General features: G+C 47.0%; 18 protein-coding genes and 1 tRNA gene. 7 read left to right on the top strand and 12 right to left on the bottom strand.

Annotated elements, in window-relative coordinates; translation table 11 throughout:
- Window positions 1-478 precede the first annotated feature (478 nt).
- A complete protein-coding gene (locus tag JFQ59_RS11770; RefSeq protein WP_202320698.1) occupies window positions 479-901 on the bottom strand; it encodes a hypothetical protein in 423 nt (140 codons plus the stop codon).
- 405 nt (window positions 902-1,306) lie between these two features.
- Between JFQ59_RS11770 and JFQ59_RS11765 the strand changes: the two genes are divergently transcribed.
- Window positions 1,307-2,494: a molybdopterin molybdotransferase MoeA gene (locus tag JFQ59_RS11765; protein WP_202320697.1), complete on the top strand. Its 1,188-nt coding sequence runs from the start codon at window positions 1,307-1,309 to the stop codon at window positions 2,492-2,494.
- Here the strand turns inward: JFQ59_RS11765 and JFQ59_RS11760 are convergent.
- The 6 genes from JFQ59_RS11760 to JFQ59_RS11735 all read right to left on the bottom strand — a co-directional run bounded on the left by JFQ59_RS11760 (window position 2,485) and on the right by JFQ59_RS11735 (window position 9,438).
- Window positions 2,485-2,955 carry a TorD/DmsD family molecular chaperone gene (locus JFQ59_RS11760; protein WP_202320696.1) on the bottom strand — a complete coding sequence of 157 codons (471 nt, stop codon included), beginning with the start codon at window positions 2,953-2,955 and terminating at the stop codon, window positions 2,485-2,487. The genes JFQ59_RS11765 and JFQ59_RS11760 overlap by 10 nt on opposite strands.
- A complete protein-coding gene (gene nrfD / locus JFQ59_RS11755; protein WP_202320695.1) occupies window positions 2,952-4,157 on the bottom strand; it encodes an NrfD/PsrC family molybdoenzyme membrane anchor subunit in 1,206 nt (401 codons plus the stop codon). Before nrfD ends, JFQ59_RS11760 begins: the two co-directional genes overlap by 4 nt.
- Window position 4,158: 1 nt before the next feature.
- A complete protein-coding gene (locus JFQ59_RS11750) occupies window positions 4,159-4,908 on the bottom strand; it encodes a 4Fe-4S dicluster domain-containing protein (RefSeq protein ID WP_202320694.1) in 750 nt (249 codons plus the stop codon).
- A 9-nt stretch (window positions 4,909-4,917) separates the two neighbouring features.
- Window positions 4,918-7,551 (bottom strand): molybdopterin-dependent oxidoreductase, encoded by a 2,634-nt coding sequence (locus JFQ59_RS11745; RefSeq protein WP_407928354.1) that lies wholly within the window; start codon window positions 7,549-7,551, stop codon window positions 4,918-4,920.
- A 127-nt stretch (window positions 7,552-7,678) separates the two neighbouring features.
- Window positions 7,679-8,245: an FmdE family protein gene (locus JFQ59_RS11740; protein WP_202320692.1), complete on the bottom strand. Its 567-nt coding sequence runs from the start codon at window positions 8,243-8,245 to the stop codon at window positions 7,679-7,681.
- A 47-nt stretch (window positions 8,246-8,292) separates the two neighbouring features.
- Window positions 8,293-9,438 carry a hypothetical protein gene (locus JFQ59_RS11735; protein ID WP_202320691.1) on the bottom strand — a complete coding sequence of 382 codons (1,146 nt, stop codon included), beginning with the start codon at window positions 9,436-9,438 and terminating at the stop codon, window positions 8,293-8,295.
- Between the two features lie 79 nt (window positions 9,439-9,517).
- Between JFQ59_RS11735 and fdhD the strand changes: the two genes are divergently transcribed.
- The 3 genes from fdhD to JFQ59_RS11720 are packed head-to-tail and all read left to right on the top strand — an operon-like array spanning window position 9,518 to window position 11,859.
- Window positions 9,518-10,201: a formate dehydrogenase accessory sulfurtransferase FdhD gene (fdhD, locus tag JFQ59_RS11730; protein WP_202320690.1), complete on the top strand. Its 684-nt coding sequence runs from the start codon at window positions 9,518-9,520 to the stop codon at window positions 10,199-10,201.
- Window positions 10,191-10,796 carry an N-glycosylase/DNA lyase gene (locus JFQ59_RS11725; RefSeq protein WP_202320689.1) on the top strand — a complete coding sequence of 202 codons (606 nt, stop codon included), beginning with the start codon at window positions 10,191-10,193 and terminating at the stop codon, window positions 10,794-10,796. Before fdhD ends, JFQ59_RS11725 begins: the two co-directional genes overlap by 11 nt.
- Window positions 10,797-10,836: 40 nt before the next feature.
- On the top strand, window positions 10,837-11,859 hold the full coding sequence (locus JFQ59_RS11720; RefSeq protein ID WP_202320688.1) for an S-methyl-5-thioribose-1-phosphate isomerase: 1,023 nt from the start codon (window positions 10,837-10,839) through the stop codon (window positions 11,857-11,859).
- 27 nt (window positions 11,860-11,886) lie between these two features.
- On the opposite strand, the gene JFQ59_RS11715 is transcribed toward JFQ59_RS11720, so the two are convergent.
- From JFQ59_RS11715 to thiI, 3 genes are all read right to left on the bottom strand, one after another.
- Window positions 11,887-11,958, bottom strand: a tRNA-Arg gene (locus tag JFQ59_RS11715).
- Entirely contained in the window at window positions 11,959-12,555 is a 597-nt protein-coding gene (locus JFQ59_RS11710; RefSeq protein ID WP_202320687.1) for a 6-hydroxymethylpterin diphosphokinase MptE-like protein, read from the bottom strand.
- Entirely contained in the window at window positions 12,555-13,679 is a 1,125-nt protein-coding gene (gene thiI, locus JFQ59_RS11705; RefSeq protein ID WP_202320686.1) for a tRNA uracil 4-sulfurtransferase ThiI, read from the bottom strand. The genes JFQ59_RS11710 and thiI overlap by 1 nt, the downstream gene beginning before the upstream one ends.
- Before the next feature lie 71 nt (window positions 13,680-13,750).
- Between thiI and rd the strand changes: the two genes are divergently transcribed.
- Together rd and JFQ59_RS11695 are read left to right on the top strand one after the other, a co-directional pair.
- A complete protein-coding gene (gene rd, locus JFQ59_RS11700) occupies window positions 13,751-13,915 on the top strand; it encodes a rubredoxin (protein ID WP_202320685.1) in 165 nt (54 codons plus the stop codon).
- 64 nt (window positions 13,916-13,979) lie between these two features.
- Entirely contained in the window at window positions 13,980-15,308 is a 1,329-nt protein-coding gene (locus tag JFQ59_RS11695) for an AIR synthase-related protein (RefSeq protein ID WP_202320684.1), read from the top strand.
- Here JFQ59_RS11695 and JFQ59_RS11690 read toward each other — a convergent pair.
- Complete coding sequence (locus JFQ59_RS11690) at window positions 15,305-15,787, bottom strand: hypothetical protein (protein WP_202320683.1); 483 nt, start codon at window positions 15,785-15,787, stop codon at window positions 15,305-15,307. The two genes, JFQ59_RS11695 and JFQ59_RS11690, sit on opposite strands and share 4 nt — an antisense overlap.
- 51 nt (window positions 15,788-15,838) lie before the next feature.
- On the opposite strand from JFQ59_RS11690, the gene JFQ59_RS12700 reads away from it, so the two are divergent.
- The gene (locus JFQ59_RS12700; protein WP_330999887.1) at window positions 15,839-16,717 is read left to right on the top strand and encodes an MBL fold metallo-hydrolase; all 879 of its coding nucleotides are present in this window, start codon (window positions 15,839-15,841) and stop codon (window positions 16,715-16,717) included.
- On the opposite strand, the gene JFQ59_RS11680 is transcribed toward JFQ59_RS12700, so the two are convergent.
- Window positions 16,714-17,736 (bottom strand): 4Fe-4S binding protein, encoded by a 1,023-nt coding sequence (locus JFQ59_RS11680; protein WP_202320682.1) that lies wholly within the window; start codon window positions 17,734-17,736, stop codon window positions 16,714-16,716. The genes JFQ59_RS12700 and JFQ59_RS11680 overlap by 4 nt on opposite strands.
- Between the last annotated feature and the right edge of the window lie 27 nt (window positions 17,737-17,763).

Genomic DNA, 17,763 nt, shown 5'->3' with positions numbered 1-17,763 from the left:
TACTGCCTGAACTGTATTTCCAGAAATTTACCCACAAAAAGAAGTCTAACTAAACGGTGGCGAATTTTTGACGAAGTCTTTAAGGGTTGTAACGATAAACTCAGCCAAACAATTCCTCCATCAGCCTTCGACTGTAAATTCTTCCTCTCTTGGTTGTATTTGTAAAGAACGCAGATCGGGATGTATGAACTTCCACCTCTGTTTTCAATTTGTTCGAGGGTGAAATGCCATCCGGAAAATCAATCACTTCTGACATTTTGATTTCTCGGCAACTCATATTCACTTTTTGTGTCTCGTATGTAGCTATCGGTAACACTAATAACGGCACAACCCACGTAGTAGACTGCATGTCAAACAAAAGCCGTTCATCCATCCCATTTCCTTTAAAAATTTTGTAAATGTTTCTCAGCTGCTGAAGCAAACTAACATCATCGAAATTTGTGACACTAACTCTTTTCATACTTCTTAGCATGAAATGTTACGCCACAAGCTCCATAACTTCTATGCCTACAGATTTCAATTTGTCTTTATTTGCGCGCCCCTCTAATTGTGCCTCTACCAGATAAAACATCTTCTCCACAGATTGATTCATGTTGCGAAACTCGATAACTTTATCTGGATTGTTTCTCTTATATTCCAACAACACATGCGCAGCGGACCTCGAAGCGAATTCGACGTTCTTGAAATCCAGTATTATCTTTTTCGCAGTATCCATTCTTCTTTCGAAAGCTTTTACAACATCTCTTGATCCTACAATTGGCGCAATCTCTTTTTCAATATCTATGAAAATGGTTGTCATATCTCCAACCCCCCACAACTCTTCAAAACGTTTTCCATCCCATTTCTGAACGTCCAAGCTTCTTGTGTTGTGCGCCATGATGCAATCTCTAAGCCCGACCATTAGAACGTCATTAACACCATTATTTCGAAAAACTTTCTAATTCACCGCTCATGTCTCTTGGAAGTTTCATAGAGTTAGAACCTCTTGCTTCACGATGTGGAGTCTTATGATCCTCAGCCTCTCATCCTCGTCGAAATGGCATTCCACGAACCATTTCCTTAAGTTAACGTCCCTCCCTGCATGAACTCGATGATGCTTCAGCAGGCACACTGAAGGCGTTATCTTTCAGGAAGCATCCTAAGGCTTAATCTCGCTGTCAGAAGCACTGTGTATTTCCGAGGTGCAGCTTTATTCTGATAATCCAAATCCTATTTGGCCAATTTTTGCCCTTGACTTTTTACATGTATTTAACGTCAGAAGGTCAGGACACAACATCTTTAAGCACAATAAATAAAAAGGGATTCAATGAGAGAACTCGTCACGATCGATGAGACTGCCAGGATTGTCGAGGAACTGAGGTCAAGATACTACTACCGCAGAGATACCGAACTCGTTAGAGTCGAGGATGCTGCTGGAAGAGAGCTTGCAGAGGATGTTAAATCTCCACTTGATCTACCACAGTTCGATATTGCAACGATGGACGGATATGCTGTGAAGTTCGGGAGAAGGAAGTACAGGGTTGTGGGCGAAATTTATGCAGGAGACCTGAATGACTACAGGGCTGGAGATGACGAGTGCTACTACATCACCACCGGAGCCAGGATGCCTTTAAACACTGATACTGTGGTTAAGGTGGAGATAACTGCCGAAAAGAACGGTATCATGGTCATAACCGGGAATGTGGATAGGGGGAAGTACGTACTAAAGAGAGGCAGCGAAATCAGGGCTAGAGACATCATACTCAGTAAAAACGTCGTGCTGAATCCCCAGGAAATCGCTGCTCTGAAGAGTGCAGGGGTTGATCACGTGAGGGTCTACAGAAGGCTGAGAGCGGCTGTATTTTCCAATGGTGACGAGATAAAAAAGGGTATAATCAGAGATTCAAATTCGGCGATGATAATGGCTTTTTTAAGAAAATGGGGATGCAAAGTCGAGTTTCTTGGTACGGCTGGAGATGATGAGTCAGAGGTTAGAGAGATGATCGAGAGAGGAGTTGAAGATTATGACGTCGTTCTTACGAGCGGAGGTGTAAGTGTCGGAAAGAAGGACTACATCATCAGAGTTCTTTCAAAAATGGGCGATCTGCTGCTTTACAGGGTAAGACAGAGACCCGGTAAGCCCATGGTTGTTGCTGTAGTGAAAGAAAAGCCCGTATTCGCCCTTCCGGGTAAACCTGCCGGAGCTTTTACCGCAATGCTATCCTTAAGAAGGTACTTCCTCGGAAACAGACCATTTCCAAAAGTAAGGGCGAAAATTGCCGCAGACGTTATACTACCCACCAGGGGATTCAGCTATTACCTCTTTGTTAAGATCGAGAACGGTTACGCATTTCCGGCAGGTTTCAGACACTCACACGTATCGATAATTCCGGACGACAGATATGAAGTTAGTCTTGTCTCCGCAATGTCAAGAAGCACGCTTTCCGACGGATTCGTTGTAACCGACAGAGATCTGAAAAAAGGTGAAGAAGTGGAGGTTAACCTCTACGACTGATTCAGACTTTCCAGAAAATTCATAAACGCAGTAGCAATAGGTCGGTAAAGCTTTGACCTCCTTTTCACACATTCAGCAAATCTCTCGAACCACTCTCTGAACTCATCCACAAGATTCGGGTGGATCGAGAGAAACTCCAGCTCCACGGAAATGTGATCTGCAGGTTCAGATTCATAGATGTATTCCAGACCGAAGTCACGGTACAGTTCCCTCATCCTGACCGAAGACCTGCCATACACGCTCCCTTCCTCGAAAAAGGACTGATACGGTGGGCATGGGATGGAAGGATGGGCAGAAACGAATATCGAGGTGTACTCCACCTCAAGCTCCCGAAGACTGACACTCTTCAGCAGCTCTTCTATTTCCCGGAATCCCAGTTCCCTGGACAAATCCAGTGCAGTCTTTATTTTCCCATCGTCTGGATATGAAAAAAGGATTGAAAAAAGCTTGAACTCTTTCATATCTCCACATCCACAGGCAGTATTCTCAGAAGCAGCATAAGGGTGAGAACAAGAATTGCGGTGATTCCTGCAGCGATCGTGATCTCAACGGGAGATGGCGAGTAAGCCCAGTGGTCAACAAACACAGGAAGCGGGTTCATCAGCGAGCCCCTCAGCTCACCGACAGCTATCGGATAAGACCAGCCCTCTATCTGGAAGGGCATAACGTTGTATGATGGTGGCATAAGAAGGTATCTGTGGAAGAGGACTCCCATGTTCACCGACAGGCTTCCGGCCACAAGTCTTGCAGCACTTCTGGCTTTTGCTAGCAGCACAATGGAGAGTATGATGAAAAACACTTCGAGAAAGTGTATGTAAATGTAGTCTCTGAAAACAATTGCCAGTGCATCGAAATCAAGTCCCTTTCCCCACCAGTATCTCACTACAAAGTCGTTGTAGTACATGAAAAGCAGAGCTGCTGAGGATGCTGCGGATATTTTTGCAAGCAATCCGTATGCATTTTTTAGCCTATCCGGATACCCGTGTACGAGGAGGCTGGCAAGTATTACAACAGCAGGACCCGTAGCGATGGCTGCAGCTATAAAAGTCGGTGCAAGCAGACCACCATACCACCAGGCACGGGAGAGCTGGGTTGCGAGAACCCATGCTGTAACGGTATGTATGAGAATTGCGAATGGCAGGGCGATTGGAGCAAGGATTTTCGCATATCTCTCAGACCTTGCTTTCAGATCCTCAACATTACCTCCCACCCCAAATCCAAGAATTCCCCTCTCCGCTATTCCTGGCATGAGAAGAACGTAAGTATAGATGGCAGAAAGAAGGGCGTAGGTAGACAGCACAACCAGATCCCAGGGGAGCATGGACTGAAAGTTGGGATAGAGAAACATGTTAAATATCCTGTCCACCCTGCCAAGATCGGGAAGAATCATCACCATAGCCCCAACAGCGAAGATGAAGGCCGTTGTAGATGCTACGGGTGCTATGGGCTTGAACTCCTTGGCACCGAATATATAGATGGCCGAAGAAACCACAAGGCCGCCTGCAGCAGTCCCCACAAAAAATGCCCACATTGCAATGTAAAGTCCCCATGAGAACGGATTTCTCATGTTCGTAACTATAAGTCCCGTCTGCAGTTGGTAAATCCACGCAGCAATTCCAGCGATGGCAATTACAATCAGCACGGCAAAAACTATCTTTCTCATCTTAATCCTCCTCCATACTCGCAGAGTATCTCACAACTCCCCTCTCCTTCCTCACAGGTGGTATGTAGAATACTTTTGGCTCCGTCCCCATATCCTCCAGCAACTTCACATACGGCCTGTCCTTGAGTATTACCGAAATTTCACTGGTGGGATCGTCAAGATCTCCAAAGATTCTGGCGTTTCCGGGACAACCCCTCACACATGCCGGTTTCAACCCCTGATCAATATACTGAACACAGAACGTGCACTTTTCCACAACACCCCTTGGTCTCTCAGGCGTGTATACGAGTCTCCCATCCTTTGTTCTGTGATCGACCGGATATCCGTATTTGTAACCTTCAACAAACCCCTCTTCAAATCCCGTAACCCTGAAACCCTCCTTAAAGCTCTCCTCGCTGTCCTGCCAGTTGAACTGTCTCACGCCATAGGGACAGGCAGTCATGCAGTACCTGCAACCTATACACCTCTCAAAATCGACGAGCACAACGCCATCCTCCCTCTTCCATGTAGCTCCGACAGGACAGACCTTCACACACGGAGGGTTGTCGCAGTGCATGCACGGAACCGGCAGGAAAACCTCGGTCAGGTTCGGAAATTCCCCGACAGAAACCTGATGCTCCCTAGCCCCTATTGTCTCCACCCTGTGCCACCAGGTGCCGGGAGGGAGCGAGTTGTGGATCTTGCAGATAACTGCACAGCTCCTGCATCCTATGCACCGATTGAGGTCAATAACCATGCCGTATCTGACCATATCATCACCTCACTGCAGCTTTCTCACATCACATGCAGCCTCATTCCACGCCGTCGTTGGCTCCCATATGCCGGGAACAAAGTAAGCGAGATGTGTTGCCTTGATCCACGGATATGTGAGGGTATTGTACGACCTCCCCCTCAGGTATCTGCTCCACCACCCCTGCTCAAAAACTATCACGGAGGGATGAATGCCGGCATCCATGACCGCATATCCAGTGACGCTTCCACGATCGTTGTAGACTTCAACGAGGTCTCCCTCCTCTATCCCCTTCTCCCTTGCAGTCTCCGGATTCATCCAGACCCTGGGTTTGTAGTCCTGCAGTTCGAGCATTGTTATGTTGTTGCTGTGAGTGGAATGAACCCTGTAGAGAGCATTTCTCGTTACGTAGACATACCTGTATTTCATCGCCGCTTCCGGATTCCTTTTATACTCGGTATCGATGAACGGTTCCTTGTGTACCGGAAGAGTCTCTCCAAAGTCTATGAAGACGTCCTCTTCCTTGTAAAACTCTATTCTACCGCTTTTGACGAATCTAGCAGTTTTCGATATGGGAACAGGGAAGGATTGTGGTGGAAACGGCTTCTTCAGATTTATCTGCTCCCAGAATGGAATCTGCCGTCTATTGGGTGTGGGCAGGTTGAGCCGGACAGGTCCTTTCATCAGCTTTTCAAGAGTTATTCCCTCAACCAGCTCTCCCCCTTTTTCGAGCATGAGATCGATCGCCTTTAAAGAGGCTTTGTTGGCAATCTCTCTCGCAAGGCCAAGACTCCACTCTCCATTGGATCTTGCTCTCTCCTCTTCCACGAATAGCTGCGGGTCCGGATAGAATTCCGCCACACTCCCCTTAAGTTCCTCATCATCCCATCTCTCCACCAGTCTTTTTGCCAGCTCCTTTATGATCCAGATCTCAGGCATGCACTCGAACAACGGCGCGATTGCCGGTTTCTGGATCTGCACGTAAGGATGCAAAATCGTGGCCGTGAGCTCGTACTTCTCGTACCATGCAACTCCGGGGAGAACCACATCGGCCCACTTGCAGGACGTCGTCATCTGGAAATCAATGGCGAGGATAAACTCGAGATCGTTTTTCTCAGCGTACTCAATCATCCTGTTGGCCATATTATGCTGATCGAACGGATTGTTCCAGCCGAAAACAAAGGCCTTAACATCGTTTTCAGGGTAGGGTGTTTCCCTGTTGTACTTCCTGAACTCCTCACCTTGTCTGTATTCTCTGTTCATCCATAGGAGATACGTAACCCATTTGCTTTTCCTACCCTTAAAGCTCCACCAAACTCCGATCGGCCAGCGAATCTTGAACTGCCCGGCATAGGTAGATATTCCGGCCCCACTTTTCCCTACGTTACCCGTCAACGCCACTATCAGCGAGAGGGCCCTACCTTTAAGGTCCCCATGGAACCACTGGTAATTACTCGCACCGTAAATGATGTGCAGCGGTTTAACCGTAGCCATTTCAACCGCCAGCCTTCTTAGGATCTCAACGTAATCTCTTCTTTCTCTGTTTGGTGGAACGATGATTTCAGCAACCTTTTCTGGAGTATAGCCAGCCAGCTCCTCCTTAAGAAGCTGAAATACGGGTTTAACCTTCACGACGTCCCCACTCACCAACTCTACTTCGAAGTCACCCTCAAGAACCGGATTGAAGTTCCTCTCCAGCGTTTCCGGATCGACAGGAACAAAGCCTCTCTTCTCATCGTACACAACGAATACATCCCTGTACTCAGGAATCCTGCTTTTCAGCTTCTCCGCCTCATCCTGGATCCCCCTTACATCGTAAGCCCTGAGCCTCTTTTTCGTATCCAGCCTGACGAGAATGGGAAGATCTGTGTACGTTTTCACAAAATCCTCGTCGTAAAGCTTTCGCCTGATTATCTCGTGAGCAATGCCCAGGGCCAGAGCTGCGTCTGTAGAGGGGTTTATCTGAATCCACTCATCAGCCTTCGCTGCCGTTGGATTGAAGTTCGGATCAACCACGATGAGCTTCGCCCCCCTCTCCCTTGCCAAGGTGAGGAATTTGGCATCTGGAAGTCTTGTTACCATCACATTTGATCCAAATACTGCTATGTACCTCGATTTCATCCATTCGAGGGACTCAAATTCCTCCGTCTGAACACCAAAGGTCTGGGACCAGAAGGCCGGGAGATCTCCGTTCATCGTGTAGCCATGAATCACGCTCCAGCCAAACATGCTCGCCAGTCTGACAAGAGCCCCCTTGTGGACGTACCCGGTTCCAGGAACCTGCACGGATACGGCTACAGATTCCGGCCCATATTTTCTCATTATTTCAGCCAGCCTGTCTGCTGCGTAATCGAGAGCTTCATCCCAGCTTACAGCCCTGAACTTACCCTCCCCTCTCCTTCCTGCCCTGATCAGCGGTCTCTTTAGCCTGTCAGGACCGTAAATGAGGTTCACCATTGACTGCCCTCTCAGGCATCCTCGAGGATTGTATTCTGGCTCAGGATAGTCGGCCGACTGGGTGAGGGTCTCAATCCTTCCCTTATAAACCATTGCATCGAATGCACATGCTCCAGTGCAGTTTGGTGAGCAAACAGACCTTACAATCTCGAACTTTTCGTCCGGACTCTGCTGAGCAATGGCCTTTCTGAAATATTCTGTTTGCATACCCGTCAGAACAGCACTGCTAAGGGCGGTAATTTTAAGAAAATCCCTTCTACTTAAACCCACCAGATCACCCCCAATTGTACTTTGGCAAGCAATTTTTTAACAATTATCCCTAAAATTTTCGGTGTTAAATTACCTCAAAATACACATCACCACTGCAGGTAAAACAGATTCTCCCACCGTCTTTTTCAACAACGTAATCAGCAGGCTGAAGTTCCCCACAAACCTCGCATTCAACTATCGGTTCCTTGATCCCCCCTACCGGAATTGTCAGCCTTATCTTTTTAACATCAAAAAACCTCTCATCGAGCGAAAGAAACTCCTCTGCAAGCACTTTCTCATCCTCCCTGCTGAGCTTCCCAAGCCTGAATAAAAACTTCCTGATCAATTCAGATTCGCTGGCGGCTTCTTTTCTTATCGCCACCCTGTATCCTTCTTTTGTATCGAACCTCACAATGGAAAGGGCAAGCTTTCCGTAATCCCTGACCACCAGATTTCTGTTTCCCGGGGTTGTTCCGGCAACAATCTGAAGCGCATCAGGGATGCACATGCTGGTTTCAGCAATTCCGACAAGACCTTTTCCCCGAAAGCCCACATTAAGCCTGGAGTACGCTATTCTGGCCATCCTTATTCCCAAGGCTACGCCCGGGCTGAGATGGCCGTGGAGCCTGGTGGCAAATTCAATTTCATCCATGAAAATTACTGCAAACAATCAATTATAAACTTTTAGACGTTCCAACTTTACTCCTCGAACTCCTTCCCGATCACACACTCAGGCCACCGCCTATCCGCTCCAGATTTCAGGATTTCAATCTTGAATGCCGGATGGACTTCCGTCCACATACCGTGATCTGTGTCGACAACCCAGACTCCCCTGACCTTCACCAGATCGCCGGGACAGACACCCTGAACTGGCGTTAAGACCTCAATCTGATCCCTCGGAACCACCTCCACGTGCAGTGCCCCCCTCCTCAGAACGTAGTTCCCAATGCCGAGAGCGTTTTTATTATCCGGGATGATATCAAAGCAGTAGTCGCCATCTCCTGCTACAAACGGTGGTTTTTTCACAATTCCTGTAATCTCTATGCAGCTTCCAATAATTCTAAGCCTTTCCGGCGTGTGAGTGTTGACAAAGACGTCGCTCATCTCAGGACAGAGTCCGCTCTCCTGTTTCCATCTCTCCTCACTCCAGCTTTTGGGGTTGAACGGGTAGAGTGAAATCTTAAGGTTGTTTTTGAATCCGTCATCTGCTGTCAGGGCGTAGGCAGAGGACGCAAAGAGCAAAACCAGAGTAAGTGCAAGCAGAGACCTGGATCGCCTTGTCAGAAGGGGAACTGCAAGCAGGGATGAAAATACGGTGACTAAAACCGGAAACGTTACCAGTGAAAGGTAAAAGAGAAATGCTGCAAACAATCCCGCTGTGGCTTTGAGTTTCTCCCCGTTTTCTATCGCCATGTATACCACGTATCCGAAAGGTGCAAGCAGGATTCCGAAAATGGAGAGAGACGCATGTATGCCATCATCTCCGAAGTATAGAATTGCGATGAGAAGTGCAGTGAAAGTTTCAAGTGCCGACAGGGTAAAGGTTGAGGAGAGCAAACCGTTCCGCCACCTTACATATGACGCCACATAAGCAATTGGAGCTCTCACAATAACGTTGAGAACTGCCACCTCCACAAAAACGGCTTTTGTCATCAGCAGAATCGGTAACGATAACAGGGTGCTAAGCAACACCGCGAAAAAGGCTTTTTTTGGGTTGAACAGCCACGAAGCAAGAAGCATCACGAGATAAACCAGTCCATAACCGACGAATATGGCCGGTGCATTCATCATGGTGGAAGTGGCCAGCGTGCCAAACAGGACAAAGAGCAGGAACCTCCTATCCATATTCTACCAAATTTATTCGTTATATTTAACCCTTATTCTGAAAAGTGAAGTTTATTAATTCCTACCTCGGCAAGATGATGTGATTAAAAAAATTGGAAAACCCCTTGAGCTGGCGAAGGAGGCCAAAATTACACTGTTCGCTGGTAAAACCCCATACCACATAATGTGCACCCCTGAGAACCTGAAAGAACTGGCCGTAGGATTTCTCGTATCCGAGGGGATCGTAAAATCAATCGATGAAATAATTTTTTCGTATATAGATAACGATGTTCTCTTTGTAAAGCTGAACGGAAACCAAAGCAGCACCACAATAAGGTCTTCGGGCTGTATTGGGGTTTACAGAGAGCAGGAAAAAATACCGAAGGTTGAGGCTGAAGCGAAATTTACAATGGACGAGATTAAAAAATCCCTCGAGTATCTGGAAATTGAGGAATACGTGAGAACCAGAGGGTATCATGTCGCATCCATAGTGGGAAAAGATGGCTTGCTGTACAGAAGGTACGATGTTGGTAGACACAATGCAGTTGATAAGGTTATTGGAGCAGCATTGCTCAACGGAATAAGACTCAAAAAGACGTTCCTGCTCATTTCCGGGAGAATATCGAGGGGAATGGCGATGAAATGTGCAAGAGCTGGAATACCGCTAATTGTGTCAAAAGCCGCAATTCTGGACTCTGCAATAGACGTGTGTGAGAAAAGCGGTGTTTCAGCGGTATCATTTGCCACAAACATTGCCGTCGTTGGTGACGCCCTTGTTCTTTGATCTTGGGAAGGCCATAAAGTCGAGACTGGCAGAATTTGAAACTCTCGGTAGAGAGGGAGAGGTCATTTTTGACTTCAGGCCTTTTCTGGATCTCAAGGTTAAAGCCGACCTGAAAAACGAGCTTGCATTTTGCATATCCACTGCCAACTCATCTGCAGCGGCAGGTTTAAAATTTCAGACGCTGCTGGAGAGTGATAACATTCAATCCGCTCTCAGAAAGGCCGGAGTCAGATTCTGGAGAAGGAAAACAGAATATATCAGAGAGGCTTTTCGCAATTTCAATTTGGTGGAGAGGGCTCTTCAGCTTAGCACTGCTGCAGCAAGGAAACGGCTCCTAAAGGTAAAAGGCCTCGGGATGAAGGAGGCCAGCCACTACCTCAGGAACGTTGGAAGAGATGATGTGGCGATTATAGACCGCCATATACTGAGGTGGCTTACAGAAAACGAATACATCGAGCAATACGGAAGTTTGACAGTCAGAAAGTATGCTGAAATTGAAAAGATACTGAGAGACATCGCCGAAGAAAGAAGAATCAGCCTTGCCGAGCTCGATCTGAGGCTGTGGGCAGAAATGACGGGAAAAGTTCTGAAGTGATGAAGCGCAACAAAGAAATAGTATCGTAAGAATTACCCGCATGCGATCCATATTCTGGGAAGATGGTGTCAGGCTGATAGACCAGACGAAAATTCCGGAAAAATTTGAGGTTATAACCTGCAAAAAAGTTGAAGAGCTTGGAGATGCCATAAAGAGACTTGCAGTGAGGGGAGCTCCGGCACTTGAAGCTGCTGGAGCCTACGGAATAGCCCTCGCTGCCCATGAGAGAGACTTCAAGGATGTGGAAGAGATGAAGAGGTGGCTGAAGAGGGCCGCAGAATTTCTGGCATCGACCAGACCAACCGCCGTAAATCTTTTTGTTGGTATCGAGAGAGTCCTAAAGGTTGCCCTCACAGGAGAGAGTGTGGATGACATAAGAAAACTGGCACTGAGAGAAGCAGAGAAGCTTGCGGAGGAGGACATACAGAGAAACAGAAAGATGGGTGAGTATGGAGCAGAACTGCTGGAAGATGGTGATACTGTCATGACTTACTGCAATGCTGGCAGACTTGCAACTGTAGACTGGGGGACTGCACTGGGGGTTGTGAGGAGTGCTGTCGAGCAGGGAAAGAACATCAGAGTCATAGCCTGCGAAACAAGACCTCTCAATCAGGGTTCAAGACTGACATGCTGGGAGCTGATGCAGGATGGAATCGATGTAACGCTCATCACCGACTCAATGGTTGGGATAGTCATGCAGAAGGGTATGATCGACAAGGTTATTGTAGGAGCGGACAGAATCGTCAGGGATGCCGTGTTTAACAAGATCGGAACATACACTGTTTCTGTTGTAGCTAAAGAGCATGGAGTCCCATTTTACGTTGCTGCACCCAAAGCAACCTTCGACTGGGGGAGAAAAGCTGATGAGGTAGTTATTGAGGAAAGAGGGAGAGAAGAACTGATTTACTGCGGAAATCGAATTCTTGCCCCGCCAGACGTGAATGTGTACAATCCCGCTTTCGATCCAACACCGCTGAAAAATGTCACGGCATTGATCACGGAGTTCGGGGTAATATATCCACCCTATAATGAGAACGTGCCAAGGATTCTGAAGTTTGACTGACTGCAAAACTGCTCAACCATAAAAAAGCGGGCCCGCCGGGAATTGAACCCGGGTCGGAGGTTCCGGAGACCTCCAGGATATCCACTACCCCACGGGCCCTTATATGATCCCCTCCTTTCGGAGAATTATCCTTGCCCATTTGAGCTTTTTCTTCTTTACCTCAGTGTCTGCCCTTTCAAAATCGAATCCGTAAAGCTTTATCTTTTTCGCTCCAAACCTTTTTGCGATTACTGCCGCCCTGTCACCATCAGTGAATCCACCAAAGTTGTATACTCTGTTGAACGGAATGCTCTGTGTTGTCCCTACGAATCTCCCGATTTTTGGTACAACAGACATTATTCTGTCCACATTGTCACCGTGAGCGTGCAAAACTAAAAGACATCCATTTTTCTCAAGATTTACGAGGGTTTTATCATCCTCCTCCATGTCCGTAACATGAATGTCTGGTACGAAGTCCACGAGATTGATTGCCTTACCGGCTGTGATTCTGAACTTCTCCTCCACCCCTTCACCCCGATATGCACCACCGATCACTGCCACTTCTTTTCCACGTATAATTTCAAGTACGCTTTTGTCGAGCAACTTTCCTCTCCCGAGTGATTCCATCAACCTCGCCGCCTTCTCATCTTCCTCCCTGCTGAATTCAAAATCAGCAAGAATGGCCTCGTAAATCTTCAACCACATCTCGAGCTTCATCAGAACACCCTTACGTCTTCCACCTCGCTTTTCTCAATTGCTTCCCTTTCCAGCCTATCAAAGCTTTCATACTTCGTCACGTCCTCAAGATTCGCCCTGGTTTCCGGATGTCTCGCAATCATGAATGAGCAGCAGTCATCATAAGGCAGGATTGATATATCGTATGTCCCTATCTTCCTCGCAATCTCGATTATTTCCTCCTTGTCCATACCGATCAGCGGTGGTAAGACCGCCAGCTTCGATGCGGAGTATATCACATTTAGATTATCCAGAGTCTGACTCGCAACCTGAGACAGGTTATCTCCGGTTATAACCGCCTTGCAGCCCTCCATTTCCGCAATCATGTTCGCCATCCTCATCATACTCCTCCTGTATACAATCATCCTCAGCCTTGCCGGAACGTTCTTTATAATCTCAAGCTGAATTTCATAGAAAGGAACCATATACAGCCTTACCTCTCCCTGATACTCTGCCAGCTTCTCTGCAAGAATTTTTATCTTTTCCCTTACTTTAGGTGAGTGCATGGTGCGGTTGAAAAAGTGAACAGCTACAATCTCGCAGCCCCTTTTCATGGCCATGAACGAGGCAACGGGACTGTCTATACCCCCAGATACCAAACTAACGACCCTTCCCGCAACTCCCACAGGCAGTCCACCCACCCCCGAAATTTTCCGGGTGTAAACATACACCTCCCGATCGCAAACCTCAATCCAAACTGTCACATCCGGGTTTCTGAGATTGACACCTTTTCCGGTCCTCTCAACTATGTAAGCACCGACCTCTCTGTTGATCTCAATCGAATTTAGAGGGAAATTCTTGTTACTTCTTGAAGTCTCAACCTTAAACGAATTGAACTCGTCAGGAAGGCTTCTGATAGCTGCTTTCTTGATTTCCTCGATATCAGTACCGGTCTTAACCCCAACACCGAAGTACTTAATTCCCGGAATTTTTTTTAACCTCTCAGCAATGCTATCCGCATATTCAACCTCAATTCTCCCGAATTTACGCCTGACTTTCCTGCCAGTAGCTCTTTTAATCGCATTAATCAGCTTTCGTTCAAAAAATTCTCTGTTCTTCCCCTTTGTGGCTATTTCTCCGTAGTGCACCACCACAACTTTTTCCATTGTTAGGAAAACGACCCTGCGTTATTTGAGTTAAACGAAAGGATTATAATGGTAAACAACCATGAAGTCCCATGGCAAAGTATCAGTGTACGGTTTGCGGATACGTTTACGACGAGACCGAGGGGGATCCGGAAAGTGACGTCCCTCCCGGAACAAGGTGGGAGGACCTGCCGGATGACTGGGTCTGTCCTGTTTGTGGAGCTTCCAAAGACCAGTTCGAGAAGATAGAAGACTAAATCCTATTTTTTATATTTTTGGAACGGCAAACAGCTTATTAACCCTGCAGACCGTCCATTAACGATGGACATTGAGGGGTACGCAAGAAGAATGCTTGAAAAAATGAGTGAAGACAGGGTGAAAGAGCTGCTTGCAGAAAGAATAGCGGAGATCAAAAACTGGGATATGGATAGGGCGAAAAGGTGGGCCGAAGCCGTTATCGTGGAGGTTAAAAACGCATACGGCAAATCAAACTATCTCCTCGACTACTACAAATCGGGAGTGACGATGGGAAGGTTTGGTGTTGGTTCAAGGGGTAGAGGTGATTTTTACGTTCATGAGAAGATTGCTGAAGTGATTGGAAGTTCCGGAGCTGTCGTATCATCGAAGGATCTGGACGATGCAGGAGTTGTCAAGTTCGGGGATTTATACATCAGCGTTGCGATTGACGGAATTCATTCAAGACTGAGCGAGTTTCCTTTCATAGCTGGATTTCATGTAACAAGGGCAGCGATGAGAGACGTTTACGTGATGGGGGCTGAGCCTGTGGCCGTTTTTTCAGACATACACATCGCTGATGATGGGGATGTCAGCAAGATATTCGATCACATTGCAGGCATTTCTGCAGTGTGCGAGGCCACAGAAGTTCCACTGGTAAGCGGTAGTACGCTCAGGATTGGAGGAGATATGGTAATCGGAGAGAGAATGACCGGCGGTGTGGGATGTGTTGGAGTTTCCCGCTATATTACACCCAGAAAAAATGTGGAGTCCGGAGATGTTATTTTACTAACTGAAGGGGCTGGAGGCGGAACCGTTGCAACCACGGCCATCTACTACGGCATGCACGATGTGGTTGATGAGACCATCAATCTGGACTTCATCAGGGCGGTAAGGGCGGTGTTCTCCCAGAATCTCGTGAAAAGAATACACTCGATGAGTGACGTAACAAATGGTGGAATCAGAGGTGATGCTGAGGAAATAGCAAAGGTTTCCGGAAAGTCGCTGGTATTCGACTTTGATGAGCTCAGAAAATGCGTAAACCCGAGAGTTCTCAGCATGCTGGAGGAGCTCGAAATAGACTTTCTCGGCGTTTCTATAGACTCGCTGATGATCGTGTGCGATGAGGAAACTGCTGAAGATGTAATAAAAGCCGTGAAAGGTGCAGGAGTTAACATAAGAAAGGTGGGGTGGGTTGAAGAGAGCGGAGATGGTCCCAGAGCGTACCTGATTGAAGGTGGGGAAAGGAGAGAGATAAAACCGAGATTCAGAGAATCTGCTTATACACCGCTGAAGAAAGTTGTTGGAGAGGAGGAACCACCAGATTTTGGAGATATGAAGAGAAGAGTGGATGAAGCGGTTAAAAAAGCCATCGAGAAGAAACTGAAAGTTCTTGAAAGGCTTGCGAGAGCCTAATCCCCCTTTATTTCTCTGTTAATCCTATCCTCCAGCTCGATCAGTATCTGAAGGATCGTGAAGTACAGTTCGGCAAGCTTCTCCTTGTCCCACTCAGCGTATTTCAGTATTATACCATCAAGCTTGCCCTGCAGCTTCCCCATCCTGTAGAGGACGTAAAGCATGTCCTCCACGCTGTTACTGAACGTTAACTCCACTCCTCTCTCCCTCTCAAACAGCCACGCTCTCCTTATTGTCTCACCTATCGTGCCGTAATCTATCTGCAAAAAATCCTTCCTTGTCCTGAACAGTTCCTCAAGCTCATACCTGTTGGGCATTACAATTCCATTAATGATTGCCGAAAGCTCCACGAGCCTCGTGAAAAACAGATAGAAAATAGGATTGAATATATTTCCCGTCTTTTTCAGATTCTTGGCTCTCTCCACAAGATTTTCATCGAAAAGACTCCTGACCTCTTCCTCAAACTCTTTCAATCGCATTTACAGTTACTAAAAGAAAGGGGTTATAAATCTTGCCGAGAATGCGAAAAGGTGATATTCGACGAGATTGTAATTTACAGGCGGAAGTACGGAAGAGGTTACAGACCACACATTACTATTGATTTTGAGGGCTCTGAATTCCACATAGACTCATCCCCAGGCAAAACCGGATGGAACATCGTAACCCACGCTCACTCCGACCACTATGGTCAGAGAAACATGAACAATTCTAGGGCAATAGCAAGCGAGGAGACTGCGAAAATTCTTGAGGCAGATACACAGAAATCCTTTGGCGGAATAACGTTCTCAACTGGACAGAGATTGAAAATTGATGGACATAAAGTTAAAACATATCCAACACACCACATGCACGGTTCGACCGCCTTCTTTTTTGCAGAATGCGAAGTTCTGATAACTGGCGATGTCAAGGATTTCTCAAAACTTCCCTCCTGCAGAATTCTTATTACAGAGGCCACCTACAGCCATCCATCACAGATATTCGAGGACGAGATTGACAGGCTGGTAGAGCATGCCTCTGACAAAACTGTTTTTGGAGCATATCCGATTGGAAAAGCCCAGAGAGTTGCGGAAATTCTTACAGAGAAGGGCTTTGATGTTAGGGCAGAAGAGAAGATTGCAAGGATCTGCAGAGCTGTGGGCATTGAGTGCAGTGAAAGCGGTTCTCTGATTGCATCGCCACGTAATCTGCCCAAATACGGTTCAGGGTACATTCTTACTGCTCAGAACTTCTACAGATGGCCGAAAATTACTCTCAGCGATCATCTCGACTACAGAGGGTTGCTTGAAATGATTCACCACTGCAATCCGGAAACGGTTGTGTTTTACCACGGAAAGCCCTCAAAATTCCTTATGAAATACCTGAACTCGGAAGGAATCGGCTGTTACACACTTGAAGACTTTAAAAATTAGGTTGGAATGTGTTCGGGCGGTCTGACAGCCTTCATTTTCATCGCTTCCTGCTCGCAGCCGACAACACAGGCGCCACATCCGAAGCATTTCTCCTCGTCGACCCTGGCCACATCATCTACTGCAATGGCGTTGAACTGACAGCGTTCCTCACAGACCCCGCATGCTATGCAGAGATCCTCATCAACGTACGCAACGTATCGACTTTTTTCAAGCATGGACTCGATGGGGACGTTGCCGTATTTCGCAGAAAGGAAGAACTCACAGCAGTCTTCACAGCAGTTGCAGTTAACCGTTACCCTCTTGTCAACTATCTTCCCTGTATTGGGCCATGTATGAATTAGACCGTCCTCCTCGGCTTTTTCAATTATCTCTAGGGCTTCTTCAACCGTTATCTCTTTTCCGGAACCTCTGGCCACCACGTACTCGGCACCTCTGCCAAACTGAATGCAATGCCAGAGTGACGTCTCGTTCGTGTGACTGCAGCCATCTCCGGCAAGATGTGTTACATTCCTGCATGAGCACGGAACGACAGCAATTTTATCCTGTGCCTTGATCATCTCAACTATATTTTCCTGTGGAAGTACGTCCGGCAAATCCTTTATCGCTCTGTAAGCCGGAACAACTCTCCACACCTTAAAATCTGCTATCGCCAGAAGCTGTCCCATTTTTGCGTGTGCTTCTTTCTCACCAAACTCCTTCCACAATTTCGCAAATTCAGGGTCTTTCATGTGCTTAGAGGCTAGTGTTGCATCGTGAAGTTGAATAAGATCTCTTGCAAAGCGGTAGTAGTTTCTGTTCTGGAAGTCCTTTGGAAATACAACTCCCTTAAAGAAAAGATCCTCGAGAATCTCCTTCACTCTGCTGACATCCATTCCGAGTTTCTCCGCAACTTCCTCCGGGCTTCCGGGCAGGGCAGCAGCAACTTTGGCAGCCTCCTCATCCATGAGGTATTCCAGAATCTTTCTCAGATACACTGACTCCGGAAACCCAAGTTTCATCATCAGAGTTTCGTAGCTCATGAAAAAAATTAGTCAGGCTTTACTATT

The organism is Archaeoglobus neptunius (assembly GCF_016757965.1).
In the GTDB taxonomy this organism is placed as follows: Archaea; Halobacteriota; Archaeoglobi; order Archaeoglobales; family Archaeoglobaceae; genus Archaeoglobus; species Archaeoglobus neptunius.
Note: the sequence above shows the minus strand (reverse complement) of the source record. Positions and strands in the feature narration are given on the sequence as shown.